Here is a 21,666-nt window from a genome sequence, read left to right on the forward strand (position 1 = left end):
GGGCGAACCGCGCGTAGAGCCGATTAATTAGGTTTGACAGTAACGTCGATGCCAAGAATCTCCAGGGAATGCTTGCTTAAAGTTCCGTCTGCTAACAGCTTGTTGATCGCCGCATCCACTTCATTCTTAAGGGATTCGCTGCCATAGTTGTATAAGAGATAAGTGCCGTTCTTCGTGCTCGGGTCGTAGAACAGATTGTCGCCGGCCACATCGAATGCGTCCTCGCCGTACGCTTCCAGAAGAGCTTTATCATTCAACCGTTCGCCGAAGAGCGCATCAACCGCACCGCTTTTCAGATTGGCCAGCTGCTGTTCGACCGTACCGGAATCCCAAACAATATCTATTTTATTGTCCGGATGCGTTTCGTTATATTTCTCTACGCTGGAGGCAACAGCAACACCCGGAGAAAGCGCGATCTTCAAGCCCCCAAGATCATCCTCCGTTTTGACGACAATACCGGAGCCCTTCTTGACCTTCAAGGTGTATCCGGTATTCTCATAATAGCTTTCATCGCCCAACAGGTACTTGGCCGCGCGTTCTTCCGTCCAACTGGCATGGATGGAAAGAATATCGAACGCTTTGGTATCAAGCCCGACAAAAGCGGCCTGGAAATCCGTTATCGGTTCATATTTGAATTCATACTGCGGCAGAAGCTTATCGATCTCGACAAGCGTTTCATAATCATATCCTTGCCACTTCCCGGATTCATCCAAAGTAGCGATTTTGGGAATGCCATTGACGAGACCCACTTTAATAGTCTTCGGTGCGGAAGATGCGCTTTCCTGATCTGCAGCGCCAGATTCGTTTTTGTTGCTGCTGTTATTACCGCAAGCGGTGATGGATAGCGCCAATACCATCGTAAGAGCAAGCCAAATAATCCTTTTCCTTTTCATTTCCATTGTCTAATTCCTCCGCATGTTGTTATTTAACTCAGTGTTCTTATCTAATTAGTTGGTTTTAGAATGCGCGAGTATCTTTATTTATGAGCTCATACCGATTTGCGATTCTAGGATCATAATATTACCATGACAAAACAAAGTCAATACTTAAATAACAATAAACATTACCGGAGTAATGTAATATTAATTCTTAGTAAAATGATTTATAATAATGGCAAAGGAGTTGGGGGTAAGAAATGAGCACAAGAGGGGCAACCAAAGAAGCTATTTTGACCGCAAGCATCCAGTTATTTAATAAATATGGATTCGATCAAGTCACGATTAATCAAATTTGCAAAGAGATCAATGTGACCAAAACCGCATTTTACTATCATTTCAAATCCAAGGATGAGTTGATTTCCGAGGTTTTTTCGTTTGACAATATGATCTCCAATAATGATGTACTGGACATTCTGTCCGTCACCGATTATGCCGATCAGGCGATAAAAGGCATGGAGATTTACGTGAAGCACATGGTGCGTTTGGGAGTCGAAATGACGAAGGAAAATTACAGGGTCCACCTTCGGAACCAGACTCTTCCACTCGATAAAGGTAAGTCATTACTACTCAGCAGCGTTATTCCCACGTTGGTTAAACGGGCCAAAGACGCGGGACAAATCAAAAATCCGGCGAGCGCAGAGGATCTGCTTGATTCGATGTGTATTATAGCCAATGGAGTCATTCTGAATTGGGCCATTATGGGCGGTAGTTTCGATATTCTGGAAGAAACCAGGAAGAGGTTTGAAATTTTGCTGGTCTTGTAAAGCGAATAGGGTTGTAAAAGGTAACGCTTCGCTCAAAAGAGGAGGCGTTTTTTAGCATTTCTATTTTCTTTTTATCTCAAGTTCAATAAAACTTTACCAAGGTATTGTTTTTAAATTACCGTTGTAATATAATTCGAATATTCCTTCGGATTGGAGAGATTAGATATGGAACCGAGCAAAGCAAGATTGATACTGGTTATAGGTGGTACAGGAACACAAGGAGGCAACGTGGCCCGCGAGTTGTTGAAGCACGGTCATCGTGTACGAATCTTGACCCGGACCCCGGATTCGGCTGCTGCTCAAGCGATAGCGGCTAAAGGTGCGGAGTTGATCCACGGAGACTTGGCCGATGTGGCATCGCTTGAGCCTGCCATGGACAATGTATCGGCAATCTTCTCAGTACAGTACGCCGATCCCTACGATCAGACAGTTGAGCCGCGAAATGCCGCAAATATGGTAGAGGCGGCAAGAAAAGCCGGAATTGAACAAGTCGTGCATACCTCGGTCGCTGGCAGCAATGTGTTTCCACGGTGGGATAAATACAAGTATCTGACTCAGACTTGGGAGAATAAATACGAAATCGAAGAGCTTATCCGCAATGGAGGTTTCCAGGCTTGGACGATTTTGCATCCTTGCTGGTTTATGGAGAATTTTGTAGAGCCCCACTCGGCCATTATGGCGCCGGAATTGAAAAACGGGGTTTTGTTTGGCACGTTGAAGGGAGATACTCCTCTAAAATTGAATTCCGGGGAGGATACAGCCCAATTTGCGCGCGCAGCTTTTGAGAATCCGCAGAAGTTCCATGGAAAGGATATTAATGTCGCAAGCGACGAACTTTCCATGACGGAGATTGCGCAAACGCTGAGTCACGTTCTCGATAAAAAGGTGGTCTTCGAAACCGCAGGCGATGAGGAAACCCGGAAACGCGGAATGTTGGAAGGAACGGTTTATTTTATGGAGTGGTTAGAAGAAGTGCCCGGTTACGGCTTCGATATTCAGGAAACAAGAGAGTACGGCGTTGAGCTTAAAACTTTTGCGGAATGGGTTGAGGAGAACAGACATAGGTTTGAAATTAACTAAAATACGGAAAAACTCAAGAAGCCTGATTTTATGGCTTCTTTTTTATGCGTAAAAATGACTTGCAGACCAGCGCCGCGCCTCATTAGCTGCTGGACTAGACAGCTTTTTGCGGCAGCCGGATTTGTACGGCAGTACCTATGCCCAGCCGGCTGTATACTTTTACCCCGTAGTATTCACCGAATTTAAGCTTGATCCGCCGGTCCACATTCATAATGCCATACCCGCGGCCGGGCTTCTCTCCCAGCAGCGTCTGCAGCGTCTCCCGGCTCATACCCATTCCGTCATCGATTACGGACAGAATGATGTCATTGTCCTGAATGATGCCCCTGATATGGATATTCAGCGGGTTGTCCTGATTCCACGAGGCATGAATCACCGAATTCTCTATAAAGGGCTGCAGAGTCAGCTTCACAGTAGAGTAGGGGAGAATCGCCTCATCAATTGTGTAGGTGATATTCAGCTGCCCCTTGAAGCGGATCAGCTGGATGGCATTATAGCTCCGGGTCAGTCTGATCTCCTCGTTGATCGTTAGGATGCTCTTTCCTTTGTTAAGCGAGATCCGGTAGAACTTGGCCAGATTCTGCACCATATCCTGGATCTGGCTGTCCTGGTGCTTAACCGCAAGGGAGGAGATGGAGCCAAGCGTATTATACAGGAAATGAGGATTGATCTGGGCCTGCAGCAGGTCCAGCTCCGCTTCCTTGCCGAGCAGCTCTTTCCGGGACACCTCGGTAATCAGACCGCTCAGGCGGCCTGTCATCTGGTTGAAGGCGAAGTGCAGCTGGCCGATCTCGTCATTGCCGAGCTGCTCTTCCCTGGCCGTGTTGAAATCGCCCCGTTCAATGCGCCGGACCATCCGGATTAAGATCCGGATGCGGTTGCTGAACAGCGAAGCGGTAATATAGATAAGCAGCAGGGCTACGCCGATGAAGGCGAGCGAGATTTTGATAATGAGCTGTGACAGGGACTTGGCATCCTTGATAATGCTCTCGTAAGGTACAATCGACACCGTCTTCCAGCCGTTGGCGAGGGTGTTGTAGACCGCAAAAGCTTTAACCCCCTGATAAGTAGTATCAAACCGGCCGGAAGCCTCCCCTTCAAACTTATGATTGAGCAGTCCGGGAAGGCTTGTGTCGAGAAGCTGCTTGTCGGCGGATGACAGAATAATGCCCTCGTCATTGATAATGAAGATATCTTTGCCGCCTGCCTCCTTCTCCATCAGAGAGTAAATGACCGACTCGGACACACTGAAGACCAGCGTTCCGTAAGGATATTGGTTCCGGTTGTTGTTCAGCAGTCTGGCGAGAGTGAACATGGCGGGACTGTCTTCGCTTTGCGGAGAGGTCAGATAGATGATATTGCCATGGGACTGCTGCAGCTGCTTGTACAGCTCTGTGTCCTGAACCTCTGGCGTAACGGGTTTGATATAGTAATTATCCTTGGGCAGCGAAGGATTGTCGGAATAGATGAATGCGCTATCAAAATCAGGGTAAGCCGCCATAACCGTATCAATACGGTTGCCGATGTACTTATAGACATCCAGATAGGAAGGATCATCTACATATTCAGCAGTCAGATAACTGGCCAGCCTGTCATCCAGATAGATGGAAGCGGAAATATGTTCATAGCTGTCCAGCTTATTCTCCAGATTCTTATTAATCTGCGCCGTTGAACTCATCATATTGATATAGATCTGCTCGGTTAGTTTGGATTTTGTAAGTTCATAGGAGAAATAGACCAGCAGCATCATCGGAATGATGGTGACCAGAACGAACACCAGGAACAGCTTGGAGCGGAAGCTCAGGTCGACAAAAGGCAGATAAATATACTTTCTATACAGTTGGCGCATCAGAGAGATCCCTTCTTTACCGGTTATTGACTAGTTCATCTTAGCAGACGGAATCATGAAATCCAATCACCGGATGTGCCTAAATATCTTTAAAAAGCGCTATCATTCGGAGGATCGCGATATAGAAAGCCCCGGGCTGCGGACTTAAGATAAATATGTGGAAGTTGAACAGAGAGGCAGCGATATATGCTGCTGCGGAGGAAAAGGGAGGGAATTTGATGTATAAAGCAAGCGCTGTCAAATTAGCCGGGGGCAACAGCCTGTGGAACAGGTTAAAGGAGCAGAAGTGGTTATTTGTGCTCATGCTGCCTGCGTTTATTGCGACATTGCTATTTTCTTACGGGCCTATGTTTGGGATGTATATGGCGTTTACGAATTATCAGCCGGGAGGAGGCACATTTCTGCACCAGTTCTTCGGGGCCGAATTCGTGGGCTTCAAATGGCTTGAATACTTCTTCACCACCGGTGATTTCTACCGGATCATGCGCAATACGCTGGCGACAAGCCTGCTGACCCTGCTGTTCGGGTTCCCGGCTCCGATCATCCTGGCGCTTATGCTGAATGAGGCAAGGCAGGGATTCTTCAAGCGTTTCGTGCAGACGGTCTCCTACCTGCCGCATTTCATCTCCTGGGTTATCGCAGCCAACATTGTGATAACCATGCTTGCTTCGGACGGCATGTTCAATAATCTCCTGGTGCTGCTGGGAATCGTCAAGGAACCGGTTGCTTTTCTGCAAAATGGACCCTTGTTCTGGTGGATCATCGCCTTGTCCAATATGTGGAAGGAGATGGGCTTCAGCGCCATTATGTACCTTGCTGCAATCTCTGCGGTGAATCCCGAATTATATGAAGCTGCGAGGGTCGACGGGGCCAGCCGGTTCCGGCAGATGTGGCATATTACGCTGCCTGCGCTGCGCCCAACCATTGTAATTCTGGGAATCCTGGCGGTCGGCGGCATACTGAATGCGGGCTTTGAACAGCAATACCTGCTGCAGAATAACACCGTGCTCGAATACTCGGAGGTTATCGACATTTATGCTTACAAATACGGGCTGCAGAACAGCATGTTCTCTTACGGGGCTGCCGTGGGAATGTTCAAATCTGTAGTTGCCTTCATCCTAGTTGTCATTGTGAACCGGATTTCCCGTAAAGTGAACGACCAGGCGTTGTTCTAAATACAAGAATAGAGAGGAGCGCTTGTAATGATTTTAGACAGATTCGGTGATCATATCTTCAGATTCATTGTATATTCCATTCTTATCCTTGTCCTGCTGGTTACCTTTCTGCCCTTTTGGAATATTCTCGTTCTTTCCTTGAACAGCGCGGAGGATACAGTGAGGGGCGGCGTCTACTTCTGGCCCAGAGTCCTCACCCTGGACAGCTATAATCAGATACTCAAAGACAGCGAGATTATGAGCGGTTTATGGGTAACGGTCAAACGGACCGTGGTTGGTGCTCCGCTGTCGGTACTTGTCATTACGATGCTGGCGTATCCGCTGAGCCGGCGTAATCTGGTAGGCCGCAAGGGCTGGAATCTCTACTTCGTCTTTACCATGTATTTCGGCGGCGGTCTGATTCCCTATTACATGGTGCTCAAAGCGCTTAACATGATTGATACGTTCTCTGTATTTATCCTGCCAAGCCTGATGAATGTTTTCTATATGATCATTGTCCGCACGTTTATGGAACAGCTGCCCGGTGAGATCGAAGAGTCGGCGAGGGTAGACGGGGCGAATGACCTGACGATTTTCTTCCGGATCGTACTGCCGCTGACCACGCCTGTACTGGCGACAGTGGGTCTGTTTCAGGCCATCGGGCACTGGAATTCCTGGTTCGATTCGTATGCGTTCACCTACAGCTCTGATCTGAAGACCCTGCAGGCCGTACTCGTCAAAATATTAAGCCAGTTCCAGACCGGAGGCATGGTGTCGCAGACGCAAATGCTGGCCAATTCGGCTAAGCGGAATGCGGTCTCCAGCGATACAATCCGGATGGCGGCGACGATGGTGGCAACCCTGCCGATTATTCTCGTGTATCCCTTCCTGCAGAAGTACTTTGTCAAGGGTATGACACTGGGGGCAGTAAAAAGTTAATATAGTTAAACAGATTCTGAAGGGAGGTGGGCGGAAGCTTGTGTCTTGCTGCTTAATGCACTAATGAATTCTTATTTAATAGGAGGAATCAGGGTGTCAATGATAAACAAAAACAGATGGATGAATGCGGGGATCTCTGCGGCACTTATTGCCGGACTGCTGGCTGGCTGCGCTTCTGGTGGCGGGAAAGAAAATGCTGAACCAAATACAAATACAAATACAGCAGCCGGAGAAGAGACCACGCAGGAGTCGATCACATTAACCTGGTTTGACGGAAATACCAAGGGAGAACCGTTCACGGATACAGTGGCCCAGGAAATTACGAAGCGGACCGGCATACAGGTCTCTATTCAGCAGCCAACCGGAAATCCGACGGAGAAGCTTAGCCTGATGCTTGCCAGCGGCGACTATCCGGATGTGGTGCTCATGAGCCGCGGCGATGCATCCCTCGATAAATATATTACAAGCGGCGCATTCATTCCGCTCGATGATTTAATTGAACAGTTCGGCCCGGACCTGAAAGCCATGTACGGCGACACCTTGCAGAAAACCCGTTACAAAGACGGCAAGAACTACTACTTCGCGAACTGGTACGGACTGGACAGCGACCCCGTTTTCGGGATGAATATAAGACAGAACCTGCTGGAGGAGCTGGCACCGGACAAGGCAGACGGCTCCACTCCGTTCACTACGGATGAATTCGAAGCCCTGCTCAAGAGCTTCAAAGCGAAATATCCGACCATTGACGGCAAGGAATCCATTCCGATGGCGATGAACGGTGAGAACATGGGGGCTATTCTGGGAACGTTCAAGGGAATGTGGGGCCTCAAAACCTACTACGATAACAACGGAACGCTGCAATATGATGTGAAGGATCCGAAGTACCGTGAGATGATGATGTACATTAACCGTCTGTACCGCGAAGGTCTGATTGAGAAGGAATTTGCTATCAGCAAAACCCAAACATGGATTCAGAAGCTTGCTACAGGTGCGGTATTCGCCACACCGGCAGCATATTGGGATCCGGGGAACGGGAATGCAGCACTAAAAAAAGACGGCGGGGTGAAGAACCAGCTGTTCGCCTACAAGGTAGTGGCACCTGGGGTCGATCCGGCACAGACAACCTTTGGACCGCGAAGCTCCCTGGGCTGGGATGCCATCGGGATTACCAAGAACAACAAGCATCCGGAAGAAACGATGAAGCTGTTCAATTTCCTGGCCAGCGACGAAGGGCAGCATCTGCTGTTATGGGGGCTGGAAGGTCAGCAATACACTATGGTAGACGGCAAAAGACAGCCGGAACCGGCGTTCCTGCAGAGCTTCAAGGACAACTGGGATGATACGGTGAAAAAGAGCGGTGTCCGTAAATGGCTGTGGTTCATCAAAAACGGACTGGACCCTAATGGCCAGCCTTACGATTTGGCCGTCAAATATCAGCGCAGTGAAGGCGATGAGCTGGCGATCAAGAGCCTGGGGGACTCCGTGTGGGATACAGCGGAATTTGACAATCTGAACCCTGACGGCGGAACACCGGAAGCACTGACTGCCCAGAAGGTTAAGGATATTATGGACCAGAGCATCACAAGAACGATTATTGCCGCGTCCGAGGAAGCTGCAAACGCCACCTTCGACAAGATGCTTGCCGATATGAAGAAGGCCGGGGATGAGGAAGTGGAGAAGATCATTAATCAGAAATACAAAGAACGTATGGAGCTGTGGGCTTCCAAATAAACTGAACTTTAGGGCGTCCTTCCTCATGCATGTGGAGGGAAGCCCTTTTTGTTATATGGTGAGCAGCAGATTGCGGGCTGGAACCGTTACAGTTGCCAAGAAGAATCTCAGCAGTTCCAGGACAGCAGAAGAGCTGCTCGGTCAGCTCAGCCTCCGTTCTGTCTTTGATATCTAGTCAGATCCTGCTTAACGATGATGATAGTCTCCCCGGCAAAAGTCTGAATATCACCGGTTTGTCCTGTGTGCACCTGTACCTCTCCGGAGGAACGGGTGCATTCGGCTCCTTGCTCCCATGGAATGTAGAAGGACAGCGGGGCTCCCGCTTCACTGAACACCTCGATTCGCTGCACCTCACCTGCCCGGATGGACGCGCTGACCAGGAAGCCGCCTACCGCTCGCAGAGTGCGGAATTCTGCACTTTGCTGCTCCGGCCAGTTTGGGAAAAAGCGCAGCACACCGCTATAGCTCTGGAGCAGGCACTCGTTGATGACGGCGGGCAGTGCGAAGTTCTCGAACCAGATGCCCATGCGTGCCATGAAGCTGAAGTCGTCCGTATCGGAGTAGCGCCCGCCGCTCATCAGCGCTTTATCTGTGCAGGTGCCGTTAGGCAGCAGGCAATAGGAGATCTGCCGCTTGAACCGCTCCAGATCAAGGATGCCGAGCCGGGCTCCGGCCAGGGGCTGGAACACCAGCTCATTGCCGCCTTCATTGAGATGATTGCGGTAAGTATTCACCGCAGTCTGATACTCGGCGGGCGGAGAATGCAGACCGTGCTCTTCCCCGGGGAAGACCGTAGTCAGCGGAACCGGCACATTATAGACGACCTCCGGGTCTTCATCTGCCACGGATACGAATACCCGGCCGGCAGCGGATTCTGCTGCCGGATACTCCGGGAAGTGATTCAGGATGTCCTGTACTTCTGTTAGCAGGGCCCCTTCTGCTTCATCTTCTCCCAGAACGGCACAGGCGCTGATGAACGCCCGGAAGAGAAATTTGGTCAGCGTAAGATCGATCAGGCAATCGCTGTTGCGGGCAAATCCCGGCGTGATCTCATACAATTCAGGCACCACTGTCGGGAAAATATGATAGCAGCCGTCCTCCCAAGGCTGACCATAAGCTTCGGGACGTTTCATATAAGCAGTCATGAACAGAACGGCTTCCTTCATGGGTGTGAAGGCGCGGCTGCGCAGGAATTCCTTATCCATGGAATATAAGTAATGCCACCATAAACTCTGTACTGTCCATGGAGTCTCGCATATTTCCCAGCCCCAATGCGGAACAGGGTAAGGCATCATGCTCATTTCTACAGGGTAGGCAGAATGCGGGAAATAGGCGCCGGGCAGTCCGTAATATTCGCGTGCCCATTTGCGGCTGACCGGCAGTACATGATCCACCATGTCTGCGTAAGGCAGATGCTTCTCCAGGTGGTTGCTGGAGAATGTCACCCAGAACGGCTGCTGCGTGTTGTAGTTCATATGATAGTCACCGTGCCACTCCGCTCCGATGGAGCCGTAGCTCCAGTTGGCGAACAGTCCGGGGCAGGTTATTCCCGCCTTGACAGAGCAGTTCAGGAAGTAGAGATTCCGGTACCAGACCCGCTCCAGAAATTCATCCTCCAAGGCGACGAAGGAGTGTCCCCAGTATTCCCGCCATGCTTCCCGGGTCTGCGCCAGCGCGTGGTCGTAACCGGTGCGTGTCGGCGCGTTCATCCCAGCAGATGCGCTAGGTCCGGGTTGAGCACCGATTACAGTTCCTGTGTCAGCGATAACTCCACCAGCCGCCACCTCCGCCGCGAAGCCCTCCCATAATTCTGCGCAAGCCAGGAAGCCGCCGGATTTCCCGGAGGTGTCCAGGCGTGCCTTGTCTCCGCCGCTGACTACTTCTGCCCCCGCCAGCCGGACCGCCAGCCGGAAGGCTTTGTCCTGCTTATGCGGAATGTACGGCGAAGCGGGAAACTCCAGATGCGGCAGAATTTGTGTTAAAGACAGTACGCCAGCCGCAGCTTCGTTCTCCCAATGCACTGGAGGGAATTCCTGCGGTGTCTTGGGATCGGGGATGAGCCTGGCCTCATGGAACAGCGGAACCTGCGAACGGGTCGCTGTATCTGTCACCGACATCCACACCCGGTCCTGTTCCGCCTCCACAAACAGCTCGAACACCGCCGGTTTACCGCCGATGAGGAAATCAACCGTGCAGCGTCCATCACCAATATGCACCGTGTGGCCCAGCACCTCCGCGCGGCGCCGGTCATACCGGAGCAGCAGTGAGCCGCAGGGCATCGGGCGCGGATAAGGCTTGCTGTAATTATCTCCGGCCATTTCACAGTATTCGCGGTACCACGGGTTGTCCGTAAGCTGGCGGAGATCATCAGGAAGCGCAGCGAAGCGGTCATACACTTCCCGGAAGGTCAGAATCTCCTCCGCGTGATGCTCGGCAATCCGGATATCCCAGACATTGTTGTGGCCGAAGTGAAGCATAACCGCATCCGGCCGGGTGGTCACCACTACACCCAGTCCGCCGTTGCCCAGCAGCGCCCCTTCGAAGAAATCCGCGGCCGGGCCGCTGAAGGTAATATTATGCCGCCCGGCCTGTTCCTGGGTATGAACCTGCCCGCTTGCCGCTGCATAACCCGCTGCTGATCCCGGTTCCGCCGCCTCCGCACCCTTCGTCACCGAAGATATCTTAGTTTTTTTCATAATAGTTAGGCCTCCTCTAAGCTGTATTGAACTGTTTTTCCAGATACACTAAACCGTCTATATGATTTGCCTGTATAAATCGTAGGCGATTCCCGCCGGAAAGTATTTAGCAGAGGGTCCGGTTGTTGCACGATCGGCGGGTGAATTGACGCTGAGTCTCTGTGCAACGCCTGAACGGGCAAAAGGTACCCAACAGCCGCAAGTGTACCTTTACGCTGAAACATCCTCCGGCTTATATTCAGCATAGAAAGCGCTATCAATAAGCGGTGTCAATTTGTTCTAGGGGGATAAATAGGGATGGCTAAATCGAAGGTAAAACAAACAAAGAAAAGTTACGGTTTCGCATTTCCGGTCATTGTAATCTGTGTGCTGGTGCTGGCCGTATCCGTGGTGTTCCTGACCCGGACCAAGGCAGCGGGCGGGCTGGACGGACTGCCCAATTATACGGAAATCCGCGGAGACTTCGATGCGAATGGCCTGAAATATGAGAAGCAGCCGCATCTGGGCGGCAGCACAGCCAAAGCCAAGGTGATTGAATTCGCAGATTTCAAGTGTCCGGCCTGCAAAAAGTGGAAGGAGACTTATTTTGAACAATTTAAACGTGATTTCATCGATACCGGCAAAGCAGAGCTGTTCTTCATCAACTTTGCCTTCATCGACCGGGATTCGATTATGGCAGCCAGCGCAGGTGAAGCGGTATTTGCCCAGGACAACGATAAATTCTGGGAATTCATGAGCAAGTTGTATGACCACCAGGGGGATGAGACGAAGATTTGGGCTACACCGCAGTTCATGCTTGATTTCGTGAAGGATAATATCAGCGGCATAGATTATGAACGCTTCGCGAAGGATTTGCAGGCGCATACGTACATGCTTCCGGTCAAGGAGGATTTCAAAACCGCAGGAAATTATGGGGTGAACGGGACTCCGAAGTTTATGGTGAACGGCCAATTGCTGCCGGGCTCATCCTACGAAGAGCTGGCTGCCGCCATTGAAGCCGCGCAGGCTTCGAACGTTACAGAGTAACCGCACCAACGAAAGGAAGGGAGGGGAGCCGGTCTGAAATTTTCCGCGATACACCCTTATGTCTATCTGGCTACCCGCTATCCTTTTGCCAAAGGGCAATCCAGCTCCCCGAGAATCTGCTACATGAGCTCGGTTTACCTGATCAGCGGAGGATACGGGCTGCTCCTGACCGGCGGACAGACTCTCCGGGTTAGCCCGGGGATGCTGATCCATGTTCCGCCCGGACAGCTTCATGAATGGCGGGCTGACGCTGCCGAACCCATGATTCATCTGTGCTGCTATTTCGATTGGCATCCTGTGGACCGGGAGGGCGTCTTCGACTGGGCCTGCCCGATCTGCTACAAGCCGGAGCAGCTGAAGGAGGAGATGCTGGGGCCTCTTTTCCCGTATCCGCTTCCGCTGTCCGTGGATGTGGGGCTGCTGCGCGGGTGGACAGAGCGGTTTCAGAGGTTCTACAAGGCAGGGGAATTCGACAATGAGCAGACCTTCATCCGCAATTTGACCATTCAGCGTCATTTCCAAGAGTTCATTGATGATCTGCTGCATCTGCTGTTGAGCGGCCAGCCCATCCCGGACAGGCGGATCAGCTCGCTGCTGGAACAGATGGAGCAGGATTTGCTGCATGATGTACCGAAGCCGCTGGAGGCATATTACAGCAGTCTTCAGCTGAGCCGGGGGCATTTCTTCGAGCTGTTCCGCAAATCTACCGGGGCCTCACCTGTGGAGTATATGAACCGCTTCCGGGTCAACCGGGCCAAGGAAGACCTGCTGCATAGCCCGCTGAGTATTACTGAGATTGCCGAGAAATACCACTTCAGCTCACTCCACTACTTCTCCCGCCTCTTCCACCGCCAGACCGGCCAGACTCCGCGGGAATTCCGCACACGCTAAGGGAAGCATTCCCGGCTGCAGAGGAGATAGAGCAGAAGCTGCAGAAGAGCATACAGAACCAGAAGGATCTCCTGCACCCGCAATGGGGCGGGGGATTTTTAATGTTCTGCGGGGATAAGCACCGCTTATACCAGTATAAGCAACGTCTATTTAACAAGCGCACGGGCTGCCGTCTATAATAACCACAGAGATTAATTCCTAGTTATCTCATTGGAATATCTAAATATCACTGGACGGAGTGAGATTATGGCAAATGGTAAGGATGGTGCCCCCGGCAACGGTGGCAGCAGCAACAATAACAGCAAAGCGAAGAAGGTAATGCTGCTGGGTCTTGACGGTGCAGATCCGGCTGTCATCCGCAAATATGTGGCAGAAGGCAAGCTTCCGGGCTTCAAAAGAGCGCTCGATGCCGGTGTAACCACCAGCGATCTGGGTATGCAGAGCGTGCTTCCGGCGATAACGCCGCCGAACTGGGCATCCATTGCTACGGGCGCGTATCCGGCGACCCACGGCATTACCTGCTTCTGGAACCATACACTCGGCAATGAGCTGGATGTGCTGGATTATGGGTTTGACTCGGGGCTGCTGAAGGCGGAGACCATCTGGCAGGCTTATGCGCGGGCGGGCAAAAAGAGTATTATCTTCAACTATCCGACGTCCTGGCCGCCGCAGGTGGAGGATGCAATCTATGTCGATGGAACGAGCATATACACTAACCTGCGCGGCTACATTGATTATGAGAAAGTATATGAAGGCCGCACGGAATATGCCGAGCTGATTGAAATCCCCCATGTCGTGGATAATACCGGTGCCAACTGCCGGTTTGAAGGAGAAGAAACGTCGCAGAAGGCGGAGATCAGTAAGGATACTTACGAAGGTTATGGCTATACCCAGCCGGGGCTGGTCACGACGACCCAGGATGGTGAGCTGTCTGCGGATGTACCGACTGCGGATCAGATCTTTACACCGCTGGGGCCTGCTGAAGGCTGGACTTCCGCTCCGGCTGGTGCGCGTGAATTTATACTTCCGGTGAATAACGGCCAGGCCAGACGGGTGGGTCTGCTTGTTGCCGACGAGCAAGGGCAGTACAGCAGAATTCAGATTTATGCCTCCAAAACGGCAGCAGTACCTCTTGGGGAAGCCGGACCCGGAGAGTGGAGCGGCTGGATCTACGACCATTACACCATTGACGGAGCAGCTATTCCTGTCGCCTACAAAATCCGTGTGCTGGAGCTGGACCCCGCCGGTAACAGCTTCAAGTTTTATTCCTCATATGTACTCGATTTGAAGACAGGCAAATACTTCTATCCGCAAAATATCGGAGAGGAGCTGTACAGCAAGGTAGGCCCGATGCTCCAGCCCTCCAACTACAGCCGGTTGAATCCGCAGGCGGATCAGGTTTTGCTGGAATCGATCGAGGAAATGTACAGCTGGCATGTGGATGCGATCAATCATCTGCTGGACAACAACGAGTGGGACTTGTTCTACACTCACATGCACGGCATTGATATGTTCAATCATTTCTATCTTGACCATACCCTGCCCGCTGCCTCGGCGGAGTATGAACGTTATCAGGAGATTATCTACAAAATCTATGAGATCAGCGACCGCTTCATCAGCGCTCTCTTAGACCGGCTGGACGGCGGGACGGCGGCCTTTATTGTCTCGGACCATGCCGGAGTAGCGAAGAACCCCGAGACGGATCATCCGCTGATCGGTGATATGTGGGGCATAAATGTCGGTATTCTCGGTGATCTAGGGTACACGCAGCTTAAGGAAAGCGGAGGCAGCTATGAGATCGACTGGAGCCGCACGACGGCCGTTGCCCAGCGCGCCACATTCATCTATCTGAATGTAAAAGGACGTGATCCGCAGGGGATTGTTGACCCGGCAGACTATGACAGCACGGTAGCGAAGATCATCGATGATCTGTACAGCTACCGTGATCCCAAGACAGGCAGAAGAGTCATCAGCTTCGCGCTGAACCGCAATGATATGGAGGTTGTTGGGCTGGGAGGAGAGAATTCCGGCGATATTTTCTACATCCTTGAGCCTGATTTCACCCGCTGCCACGGGAACGGCCTCAGCAACCACACTCTGCTGGGGTACTCCATGAGAGCTTTGTTTATTGCCCTGGGAGCCGGGGTGAAGAGCGGGGAAGTCATCGACCGCAAAGTCAAAGTCGTTGATATCGTGCCGACCATCTGCCATCTCACAGGTTCGCCGGTACCGGAGAATGCTGAGGGCGGGATCATCTATCAGATTCTGGCCGATTCTGCGGAAGAAGAAATCCCGGTGACAGGACAACCCGCAGAGACGGGAGAGCCAGTGACAGCAGGAACGGGGGGCGGAGCGTAAGCATGCGTCCGGAAATTCCGCGCAGGCCGGTCTCCCATATTACGGACACGGAATTTGAAGCGCTGGCTTTCGGCAGCGAACGCCCTGTACTTGTCTTCTTCGGTTCACGCCGCTGCAAAATCTGCAGGCAGCTGTTCCCGGTCACCGAGGCCATAGCCCATGATTTCCAGGGCAGGATGAACGTGTACGGCGTAGATGCCGGCAAATACCGGCTGCTGTTTCAGAGTCTGCGCCTGCGGGGCATCCCGCAGCTGGTGTTGTTCCTGGACGGTGAGGTCAAGCTGCGCCTTGGCGGGTTTCACCCGCATCCGGTCTTGGTGGATCAATTAGAGCAATGGGTGCCTTGAACACCGGCGCAGCAGGACGCAGCAGGAGATGAAGCAGACTTTTCCTAGTAGTCACATTGGTTTTATAGTTATATAATGAGGCTATTAAGAATCAAGAGGGAGAAGCCATGCGTCTGGAACAGCTCTATCATATTGTGGCGATAGCCCAAACGGGCTCCATATCGACGGCTGCCGAGCGCTCTTACATTTCCCAGCCAGCGCTGAGCTCATCGGTGTCCAAGCTTGAGGTTGAACTCGGCATTCTGCTGTTTAAGCGGACCAATCAGGGGGTTCAGCCGACCGATGTCGGTCAGGCTGTGATTCAGAAGGCGATGGAAGCTATCGACCTGCTGGAAGATATCAAGGCGCTGGCCGAGGAGAATACACAGGCGATGACCGGGAGTATTCATCTCGCGGTGGAGCCGTTCATCAGCAACACGATTATGGTCAATGCGCTGACTACCTTCAAATACCGGCATCCGGGTGTCAATGTGCTGATGAAGGTCGGGGAATCGAACAATAATCTGCGCGACATTGCGGCCGGCAAGGCTGACTTCGGTGTCGTTATGAAGACCTGCGGACAACAAGAGGAGAAGGATCTCTGCATCAAAGAGCTGTTCCGCGACCGGCTGGTGCTGCTTGTCAGCAAGGATTCAGAATTGGCAGGCCGGAGGGCAGTTCCCCTGCAGGAAGCGCTGGCCCAGCCGCTGGTTCTGTATAATACGGAGTTCGCTACCGACTGCTGGGTTTCTGAGCTGCTGCAGAAGCATGGAGACTACAGCGTAGCCTACCGGCTGGACAGCTTCCCGATGCTGGAGAATGTGATCGGCCAGAATCTGTGCGCCGCTTTTGCCCCGAAATTCATGAGTGATTATTTCCTGAACAAGGGAAGCATTGTGCCGGTTGATATTGCGGATACGGAGCTGGATGTGTCGATTGTCCTGGCCTGGACCAAGCGCCATCATCTCTCTTTAATGGAGAAAGAAATGATGGAAACGATCAAATCCTTCAGCTCCATGCTCCAGTTCATCGGCTAGACGGTTAAGGAGAAGCAGAATATGAATGTACTGAAACAGACTTCTGCAATGCAGGACCGCAGCTTTTCAGCCTGGCTCTATGTTGCTGTTGGCGGTCTGATGGATATACTCTGGGCCACCGGGCTGAAATACAGTCAAGGCTTCCGCTTGTTCTGGCCTAGCCTGTTCGTCCTGTGTTGCATTGGAATAAGCTATACCTTATATATAAAAGCCATGATGCGGCTGCCCGCAGGAACCGCATATACCGTATTTACCGGCATCGGAGCGGCAGGCACTGCCGCTGCCGGAATGCTGCTGCTGGATGAGCCCGCCGGGTTCTGGCGGATCTTCTTCATTCTACTGCTGCTGGGCGGGATGATTGGCCTGAAGCTGACGGCTGGGGATGAGGGTGAGGCGCAGGAGCACTGCGAAGAAATTGTAGCGGCGCATCGGGGCGGGGGACCGGATTCGGTGCTTAAGGGCGGCGAGGTGTTAAATACACCAGCAGCATCATCTTCAGACCGGAATCGGGGAGGTATGCAGTAGTGGGCTGGCTGCTGCTGATTATTGCCGGATTGTCGGAGGTCGCGAGTGTTCCACTATTAAGGTCTTCGCAGGGACTTAAGCGGCTCTGGCCCTCCATTGCCTCCATCGCCGTGCTTGCGCTGAGCTTCTATTGCCTCTCGCGCTCGGTAATGACCATACCTGTCGGGACGGCATATGCCGTGTGGACAGGCATCGGCTCCTGCGGAGCCATCGTGCTCGGAGCCATTGTCTATGGTGAATCGGTCAGACCATCCAAGCTGATATGTCTGGCCTTGATTATTACCGGCATGATCGGTTTAAGGCTGACGGCGTAACGGTTCAGAATAACATAGGACAACTCAATACAATACAGTTCAGAAACAGTTCAATTCAATACAAGCCTACCGGACAGCCGGAGGCCTGCTTCCTCAGAGCAAGGGCGGGAACTGCCCTGCTTGGTGGAGTCAGGCCTTTTTGAAATCCAAGAATTTATATGCTTTACGCCATAAATTATCCTTGTATTTCACGCTGAAACAGATGCCTGAAAGCGATACACAGTATCGCTGCTTCGAGAGCATACGCATTTTGGAGGACGGCGTGTCGTTTCCGCTTGTATGCCGGCAAGAGAGAGGAGAACGCAATATGCAGAGCAACACACCAAAGACAGTGCGTCCGGAGGAAGAACAGAGGATTAGCGTTAGCGGGCCTAAGGGCAGCGGCAGGGAGCAGGATGTATCAACAGCTTCCGCGATCCAACCTGCAGCAGCAGGGTGGTCCAAAGAATGGCTGTACCGGGGAATCTCTGTCGCTTCCCTGCTGGCCGCGCTGCTGCTGTGGTGGCTGGTTAGTGCCAGGGAGTGGGTAAACCCGCTGTTCCTGCCGGGGCCGCAGACCGTATGGGCAGCCTTCACCGATGTTCTGCATGAAGGATACAAGGGGCAGACGCTGCTGAACCATATCGGTACCAGCATGCGCAGGCTGTTTCTGGCCCTCGCCGCTGCCTTCGTTACCGCAGTGCCGCTGGGGATTCTATGCGGCCGTTACCGGGTGCTGCGTGCGGTCATTGATCCTTTTATCGAATTCTACCGGCCGCTGCCGCCGCTTGCCTACTATACTTTGCTCATCCTCTGGTTCGGCATTACGGATGTTTCGAAGGTGCTGCTGCTGTTCCTCGGAGCATTCGCCCCGCTCTTCATTACGGCTGTCTTCAGTGTCCAGCGGCTGAGTCCGGACCGGATCAACGGGGCCAGATCGCTGGGGGCACGGGGCTGGAAGCTGTATGCCTTCGTGATCTTCCCCTCGGTGCTGCCGGAGCTGTTAACCGGACTGCGGACGGCAGTAGGGGTAAGCTACTCCACGCTGGTCGCGGCAGAGATGGTGGCTGCCGTCTCGGGAGTCGGCTGGCTTGTACTGGATGCAAGCAAGTTCCTGCGCAGCGATATTATGTATCTCGGCATTATCATCATGGCGCTGATCGCCATCGTTATTGATTTGATTATCCGCAGTTTAATCCGGCGTGTATCGCCGTGGACGGAACAATAAATAGAATGAATTCATAATAAGGGGAGTTGGAAGTATATGAACAAGCTTCATTCGAAGTTTCACTTGGGAACCCTTCTGGCAATATTCGCTTTGCTGGTGATGGTAACCGGCTGCGGCAATTCCGCTGGTAATAGCGGGAACAGCGGAAACACAGCGAAAGTGGCTGCTGCTACAGAGACAGCCGCCGCTACAGAGGCAGCTGCGGCGGAGGAAGCTACGCCAGCACCTGCCGCGGCGGAAGAGCTGCCGAAGGAAATCCGCATCGGCTATCAGGTCTCGCCAAACGGCGAGCTGCTGGCCAAGTCCCTCGGTCTGCTGGAGAAGAAATATCCTGATATCAAGATATCATGGCTCAAGTTCGATTCCGGCCGCGATGTGAACGTGGCGATTGCCAGCGGCGGTATCGATTTCGGCCTGCTGGGCACCCCTCCGGGAGCTTCCGGTGTGGCCCAAGGTCTGCCGGATCAAATCTATTATATTCATGATGTCATCGGCGAGAGTGAGGCGCTGGTAGTCAAGAGTGCTGCCAGAATCAGCTCCCTCGCCGAGCTCAAAGGTCACAAGATCGCTACCACATTCGGCTCCACCTCCCATTTCAGTCTGCTGTCAGCACTGAAGCAGGAGAACATTGATCCTGCATCCATTACCATACTTGATATGCAGGCTCCCGACATCGTTGCCGCCTGGCAGAGAGGCGATATCGACGGTGCTTATACCTGGCAGCCGAGCCAGTCGAAGCTGGTCGAGGATGGCGGCAAGGTCATCATCACCTCAGCCGATGTGGCGGCCAAAGGCGGCATTACCGGAGAGTTCGGCGTGGTGCACAAGGATTTCATCGGGAAGTATCCGAATGCCGTTAAGGGTTATATCGCAGTGCTGGATGAAGCGGTGAAATATTACCGGGATCATCCGCAGGAGTCGGCTGAAGCGATGTCGGCTGAGCTTGGTCTTAGCGCCGAAGCCACGCTTAAGGCGATGAGTGAAATCATCGTGCTGGATGCCTCACAGCAATCGGCCCCTGAATATATGGGCACGCCGGATCAGCCGGGCGCATTCGGGCAGCTGCTGAAGGACACGGGTGATTTCCTAGTGGAGCAGAAGTCGATCACTGATTCACCGGACCTCTCGGTCTACCAGCAGGCGCTGCGGAGCGATTTGTATACCGGTAATTAAATCAACTTGGACAAGGAGGCGGGGGCACGATGATCTTTGAGAAAAAACTGGACGGTCCCGGAGGTACAGGTGTACTCAGCGCCGGGAGATACGGGGAGAGCAGACGCACTGCAGAAGCTTCCGGCTTGAGCGGAGCTGCTGCAGCTGCGGTACCGGTAACCTCCTCCGGCAGCGGGAAGGGGATTCTGCTGGAAGGCATCGGCCTCACTTATGGCAGAGGGGCCGATGCACGCCAAGTGCTGCAGGAGGTTGATCTGCAGCTGACACCGGGTGAATTCGTTGTAGTTCTTGGACCTTCGGGCTGCGGTAAAACCTCCTTGCTGAACATTATCGCCGGGTACTTAAAGCCGTCGCAGGGAAGCATCGCCATTAACGGCAAACGCCATACCCGGCCTGACTCCGAGGTTGGCGTGGTGTTCCAGCAGGCGAACCTCTTCCCCTGGCTGACGCTTGCCCGAAATATCGAATTCGGGCTGCGGATGAAGAATCAGCCCAAGGCTGAGCGCAGGGAGCGTGTCGCTTATTTTCTGGAGCTGATGGGCCTCACGGCTTCCGCCAGACTATACCCCCACCAGCTCTCCGGAGGCATGAAGCAGCGGGCGGCAATCGCCCGCACCCTGGCCGCCGAGCCGGAGATCGTCCTGCTTGATGAGCCGTTCAGCGCGCTGGACGCCCTGACCCGCGAGAATATGCAGATTCACCTGCGGGAGATCTGGCGCAAGACCGGGAAATGCATGTTCTTCATCACCCATGATGTGGATGAGGCCCTGCTGCTGTCCAGCCGCCTGATTGTCATGCATCCCGGACCGGGAAGAATTGTCGAAGATTTCGCCAATCCGCTGACTGAAGGCAGCATCAGCCGCTCCTTCAATGACATCCGCAGCGGCGGGGAGTACAGCAGTCTGCGCGAGTATCTGGTCTCGCGGATGGATGTGCAGTAGCCCAAGGGAAATATAATAGCAGACTGACCCCGATTTAAGAAACAGCGGGCGCCATGGACGATACAAAGTCTATAGCGTCCGCTGTTTTTAGTTTCGGCAGAATTCTGTTGTATTTTGTACATTTGAATTAGGGGGAATGGCTCTGTTGGTAGCGTTCTAATGCATTTCGTACATTAGAATTTTGGATTTCAGCCCATATTTGGTGCATTTCCTGAATTCTGCTGCAGCAAATACAATAGAATGTGGTTTGGGGCCGTTTTTACCCCTATTCTGTTGTACATTATACAATCAACCTGCCGTTGCTCTTTCGGGAACATCTTATAGCTTAATCGCCAATTATATAGATTGAACTGGAAATGTTAGAAATGAGAAGGAGAAGGAGAAGGAGAAGGAGAAGGAGGTGAAATTTGAAACGGTAGGAGCGGCAGAGACCGTCTTTATCTACGGATATCTACCGCCAACATCGCTATGGATCAAGAAATTGGTTGACAGCGGCGGCCGGAAGTCCAAATTTTCACTGCAATGGCGACTGTTCGTTTCTCTAAAAGTCTTATGTTCAATCTATATTGTGCGCGCAGGGGAAAAGTCACAGTTGAACACGTCAGAGATCAATTATGATGAGATTCAGAGGCCGGTCATCACGGTTGCATCAGCATCATCAACATTAGAGGCTTAAGCCAAGCGGAATAATAATGGAAGCGGAGATGAGATGGGACA

At 52.5% G+C, this 21,666-nt stretch carries 19 protein-coding genes; 16 read left to right on the plus strand and 3 right to left on the minus strand.

The window, feature by feature from the left end; all coding sequences use genetic code 11:
* Positions 1–23: 23 nt before the first annotated feature.
* A complete protein-coding gene (locus tag PBOR_RS09240; RefSeq protein WP_042211422.1) occupies positions 24–899 on the minus strand; it encodes a transporter substrate-binding domain-containing protein in 876 nt (291 codons plus the stop codon).
* Between the two features lie 236 nt (positions 900–1,135).
* On the opposite strand from PBOR_RS09240, the gene PBOR_RS09245 reads away from it, so the two are divergent.
* Both PBOR_RS09245 and PBOR_RS09250 read left to right on the plus strand, forming a co-directional pair.
* Positions 1,136–1,702, plus strand: a complete 567-nt coding sequence (locus PBOR_RS09245) for a TetR/AcrR family transcriptional regulator (protein WP_042211423.1) — start codon at positions 1,136–1,138, stop codon at positions 1,700–1,702.
* Between the two features lie 165 nt (positions 1,703–1,867).
* A complete protein-coding gene (locus tag PBOR_RS09250; RefSeq protein ID WP_052429397.1) occupies positions 1,868–2,782 on the plus strand; it encodes an NmrA/HSCARG family protein in 915 nt (304 codons plus the stop codon).
* Between the two features lie 94 nt (positions 2,783–2,876).
* Here PBOR_RS09250 and PBOR_RS09255 read toward each other — a convergent pair whose 3' ends face one another.
* Positions 2,877–4,631, minus strand: a complete 1,755-nt coding sequence (locus PBOR_RS09255) for a cache domain-containing sensor histidine kinase (RefSeq protein WP_042211424.1) — start codon at positions 4,629–4,631, stop codon at positions 2,877–2,879.
* 218 nt (positions 4,632–4,849) lie between these two features.
* Here PBOR_RS09255 and PBOR_RS09260 point away from each other — a divergent pair, with 218 nt between their 5' ends.
* From PBOR_RS09260 to PBOR_RS09270, 3 genes are all read left to right on the plus strand, one after another.
* Complete coding sequence (locus PBOR_RS09260) at positions 4,850–5,806, plus strand: ABC transporter permease (RefSeq protein ID WP_042211425.1); 957 nt, start codon at positions 4,850–4,852, stop codon at positions 5,804–5,806.
* Positions 5,807–5,833: 27 nt separating this feature from the next.
* Complete coding sequence (locus PBOR_RS09265) at positions 5,834–6,724, plus strand: carbohydrate ABC transporter permease (protein WP_042211426.1); 891 nt, start codon at positions 5,834–5,836, stop codon at positions 6,722–6,724.
* A gap of 99 nt (positions 6,725–6,823) precedes the next feature.
* Complete coding sequence (locus tag PBOR_RS09270; RefSeq protein WP_081971973.1) at positions 6,824–8,455, plus strand: extracellular solute-binding protein; 1,632 nt, start codon at positions 6,824–6,826, stop codon at positions 8,453–8,455.
* Positions 8,456–8,601: 146 nt separating this feature from the next.
* Here PBOR_RS09270 and PBOR_RS09275 read toward each other — a convergent pair whose 3' ends face one another.
* Positions 8,602–11,151 carry a glycosyl hydrolase family 95 catalytic domain-containing protein gene (locus PBOR_RS09275; protein WP_052429398.1) on the minus strand — a complete coding sequence of 850 codons (2,550 nt, stop codon included), beginning with the start codon at positions 11,149–11,151 and terminating at the stop codon, positions 8,602–8,604.
* Positions 11,152–11,448: 297 nt separating this feature from the next.
* Between PBOR_RS09275 and PBOR_RS09280 the strand changes: the two genes are divergently transcribed.
* The 11 genes from PBOR_RS09280 to PBOR_RS09330 all read left to right on the plus strand — a co-directional run bounded on the left by PBOR_RS09280 (position 11,449) and on the right by PBOR_RS09330 (position 21,625).
* The gene (locus PBOR_RS09280) at positions 11,449–12,177 is read left to right on the plus strand and encodes a DsbA family protein (protein ID WP_042211428.1); all 729 of its coding nucleotides are present in this window, start codon (positions 11,449–11,451) and stop codon (positions 12,175–12,177) included.
* Between the two features lie 123 nt (positions 12,178–12,300).
* The gene (locus tag PBOR_RS09285; protein ID WP_245648100.1) at positions 12,301–13,068 is read left to right on the plus strand and encodes a helix-turn-helix transcriptional regulator; all 768 of its coding nucleotides are present in this window, start codon (positions 12,301–12,303) and stop codon (positions 13,066–13,068) included.
* 246 nt (positions 13,069–13,314) lie between these two features.
* Positions 13,315–15,426 carry an alkaline phosphatase family protein gene (locus PBOR_RS09290; RefSeq protein WP_081971974.1) on the plus strand — a complete coding sequence of 704 codons (2,112 nt, stop codon included), beginning with the start codon at positions 13,315–13,317 and terminating at the stop codon, positions 15,424–15,426.
* Positions 15,427–15,428: 2 nt separating this feature from the next.
* On the plus strand, positions 15,429–15,773 hold the full coding sequence (locus PBOR_RS09295; protein WP_052429399.1) for a thioredoxin family protein: 345 nt from the start codon (positions 15,429–15,431) through the stop codon (positions 15,771–15,773).
* A gap of 107 nt (positions 15,774–15,880) precedes the next feature.
* On the plus strand, positions 15,881–16,789 hold the full coding sequence (locus PBOR_RS09300; protein WP_042211430.1) for a LysR family transcriptional regulator: 909 nt from the start codon (positions 15,881–15,883) through the stop codon (positions 16,787–16,789).
* A 21-nt stretch (positions 16,790–16,810) separates the two neighbouring features.
* The gene (locus PBOR_RS09305) at positions 16,811–17,314 is read left to right on the plus strand and encodes a DMT family transporter (RefSeq protein WP_245648101.1); all 504 of its coding nucleotides are present in this window, start codon (positions 16,811–16,813) and stop codon (positions 17,312–17,314) included.
* Positions 17,314–17,628, plus strand: coding sequence for a DMT family transporter (locus PBOR_RS09310; protein ID WP_042211431.1), 315 nt, complete (start codon positions 17,314–17,316; stop codon positions 17,626–17,628). Before PBOR_RS09305 ends, PBOR_RS09310 begins: the two co-directional genes overlap by 1 nt.
* 307 nt (positions 17,629–17,935) lie before the next feature.
* On the plus strand, positions 17,936–18,835 hold the full coding sequence (locus PBOR_RS09315; RefSeq protein ID WP_081972347.1) for an ABC transporter permease: 900 nt from the start codon (positions 17,936–17,938) through the stop codon (positions 18,833–18,835).
* 36 nt (positions 18,836–18,871) lie between these two features.
* Positions 18,872–20,008: a taurine ABC transporter substrate-binding protein gene (locus PBOR_RS09320; RefSeq protein WP_052429400.1), complete on the plus strand. Its 1,137-nt coding sequence runs from the start codon at positions 18,872–18,874 to the stop codon at positions 20,006–20,008.
* 29 nt (positions 20,009–20,037) lie between these two features.
* Positions 20,038–20,949, plus strand: coding sequence for an ABC transporter ATP-binding protein (locus PBOR_RS09325; protein ID WP_081971975.1), 912 nt, complete (start codon positions 20,038–20,040; stop codon positions 20,947–20,949).
* Positions 20,950–21,349: 400 nt separating this feature from the next.
* A complete protein-coding gene (locus tag PBOR_RS09330) occupies positions 21,350–21,625 on the plus strand; it encodes a hypothetical protein (protein WP_042211432.1) in 276 nt (91 codons plus the stop codon).
* Positions 21,626–21,666 lie beyond the last annotated feature (41 nt).

The sequence above is a fragment of the Paenibacillus borealis genome, from assembly GCF_000758665.1.
In the GTDB taxonomy this organism is placed as follows: domain Bacteria; phylum Bacillota; class Bacilli; order Paenibacillales; family Paenibacillaceae; genus Paenibacillus_AQ; species Paenibacillus_AQ borealis.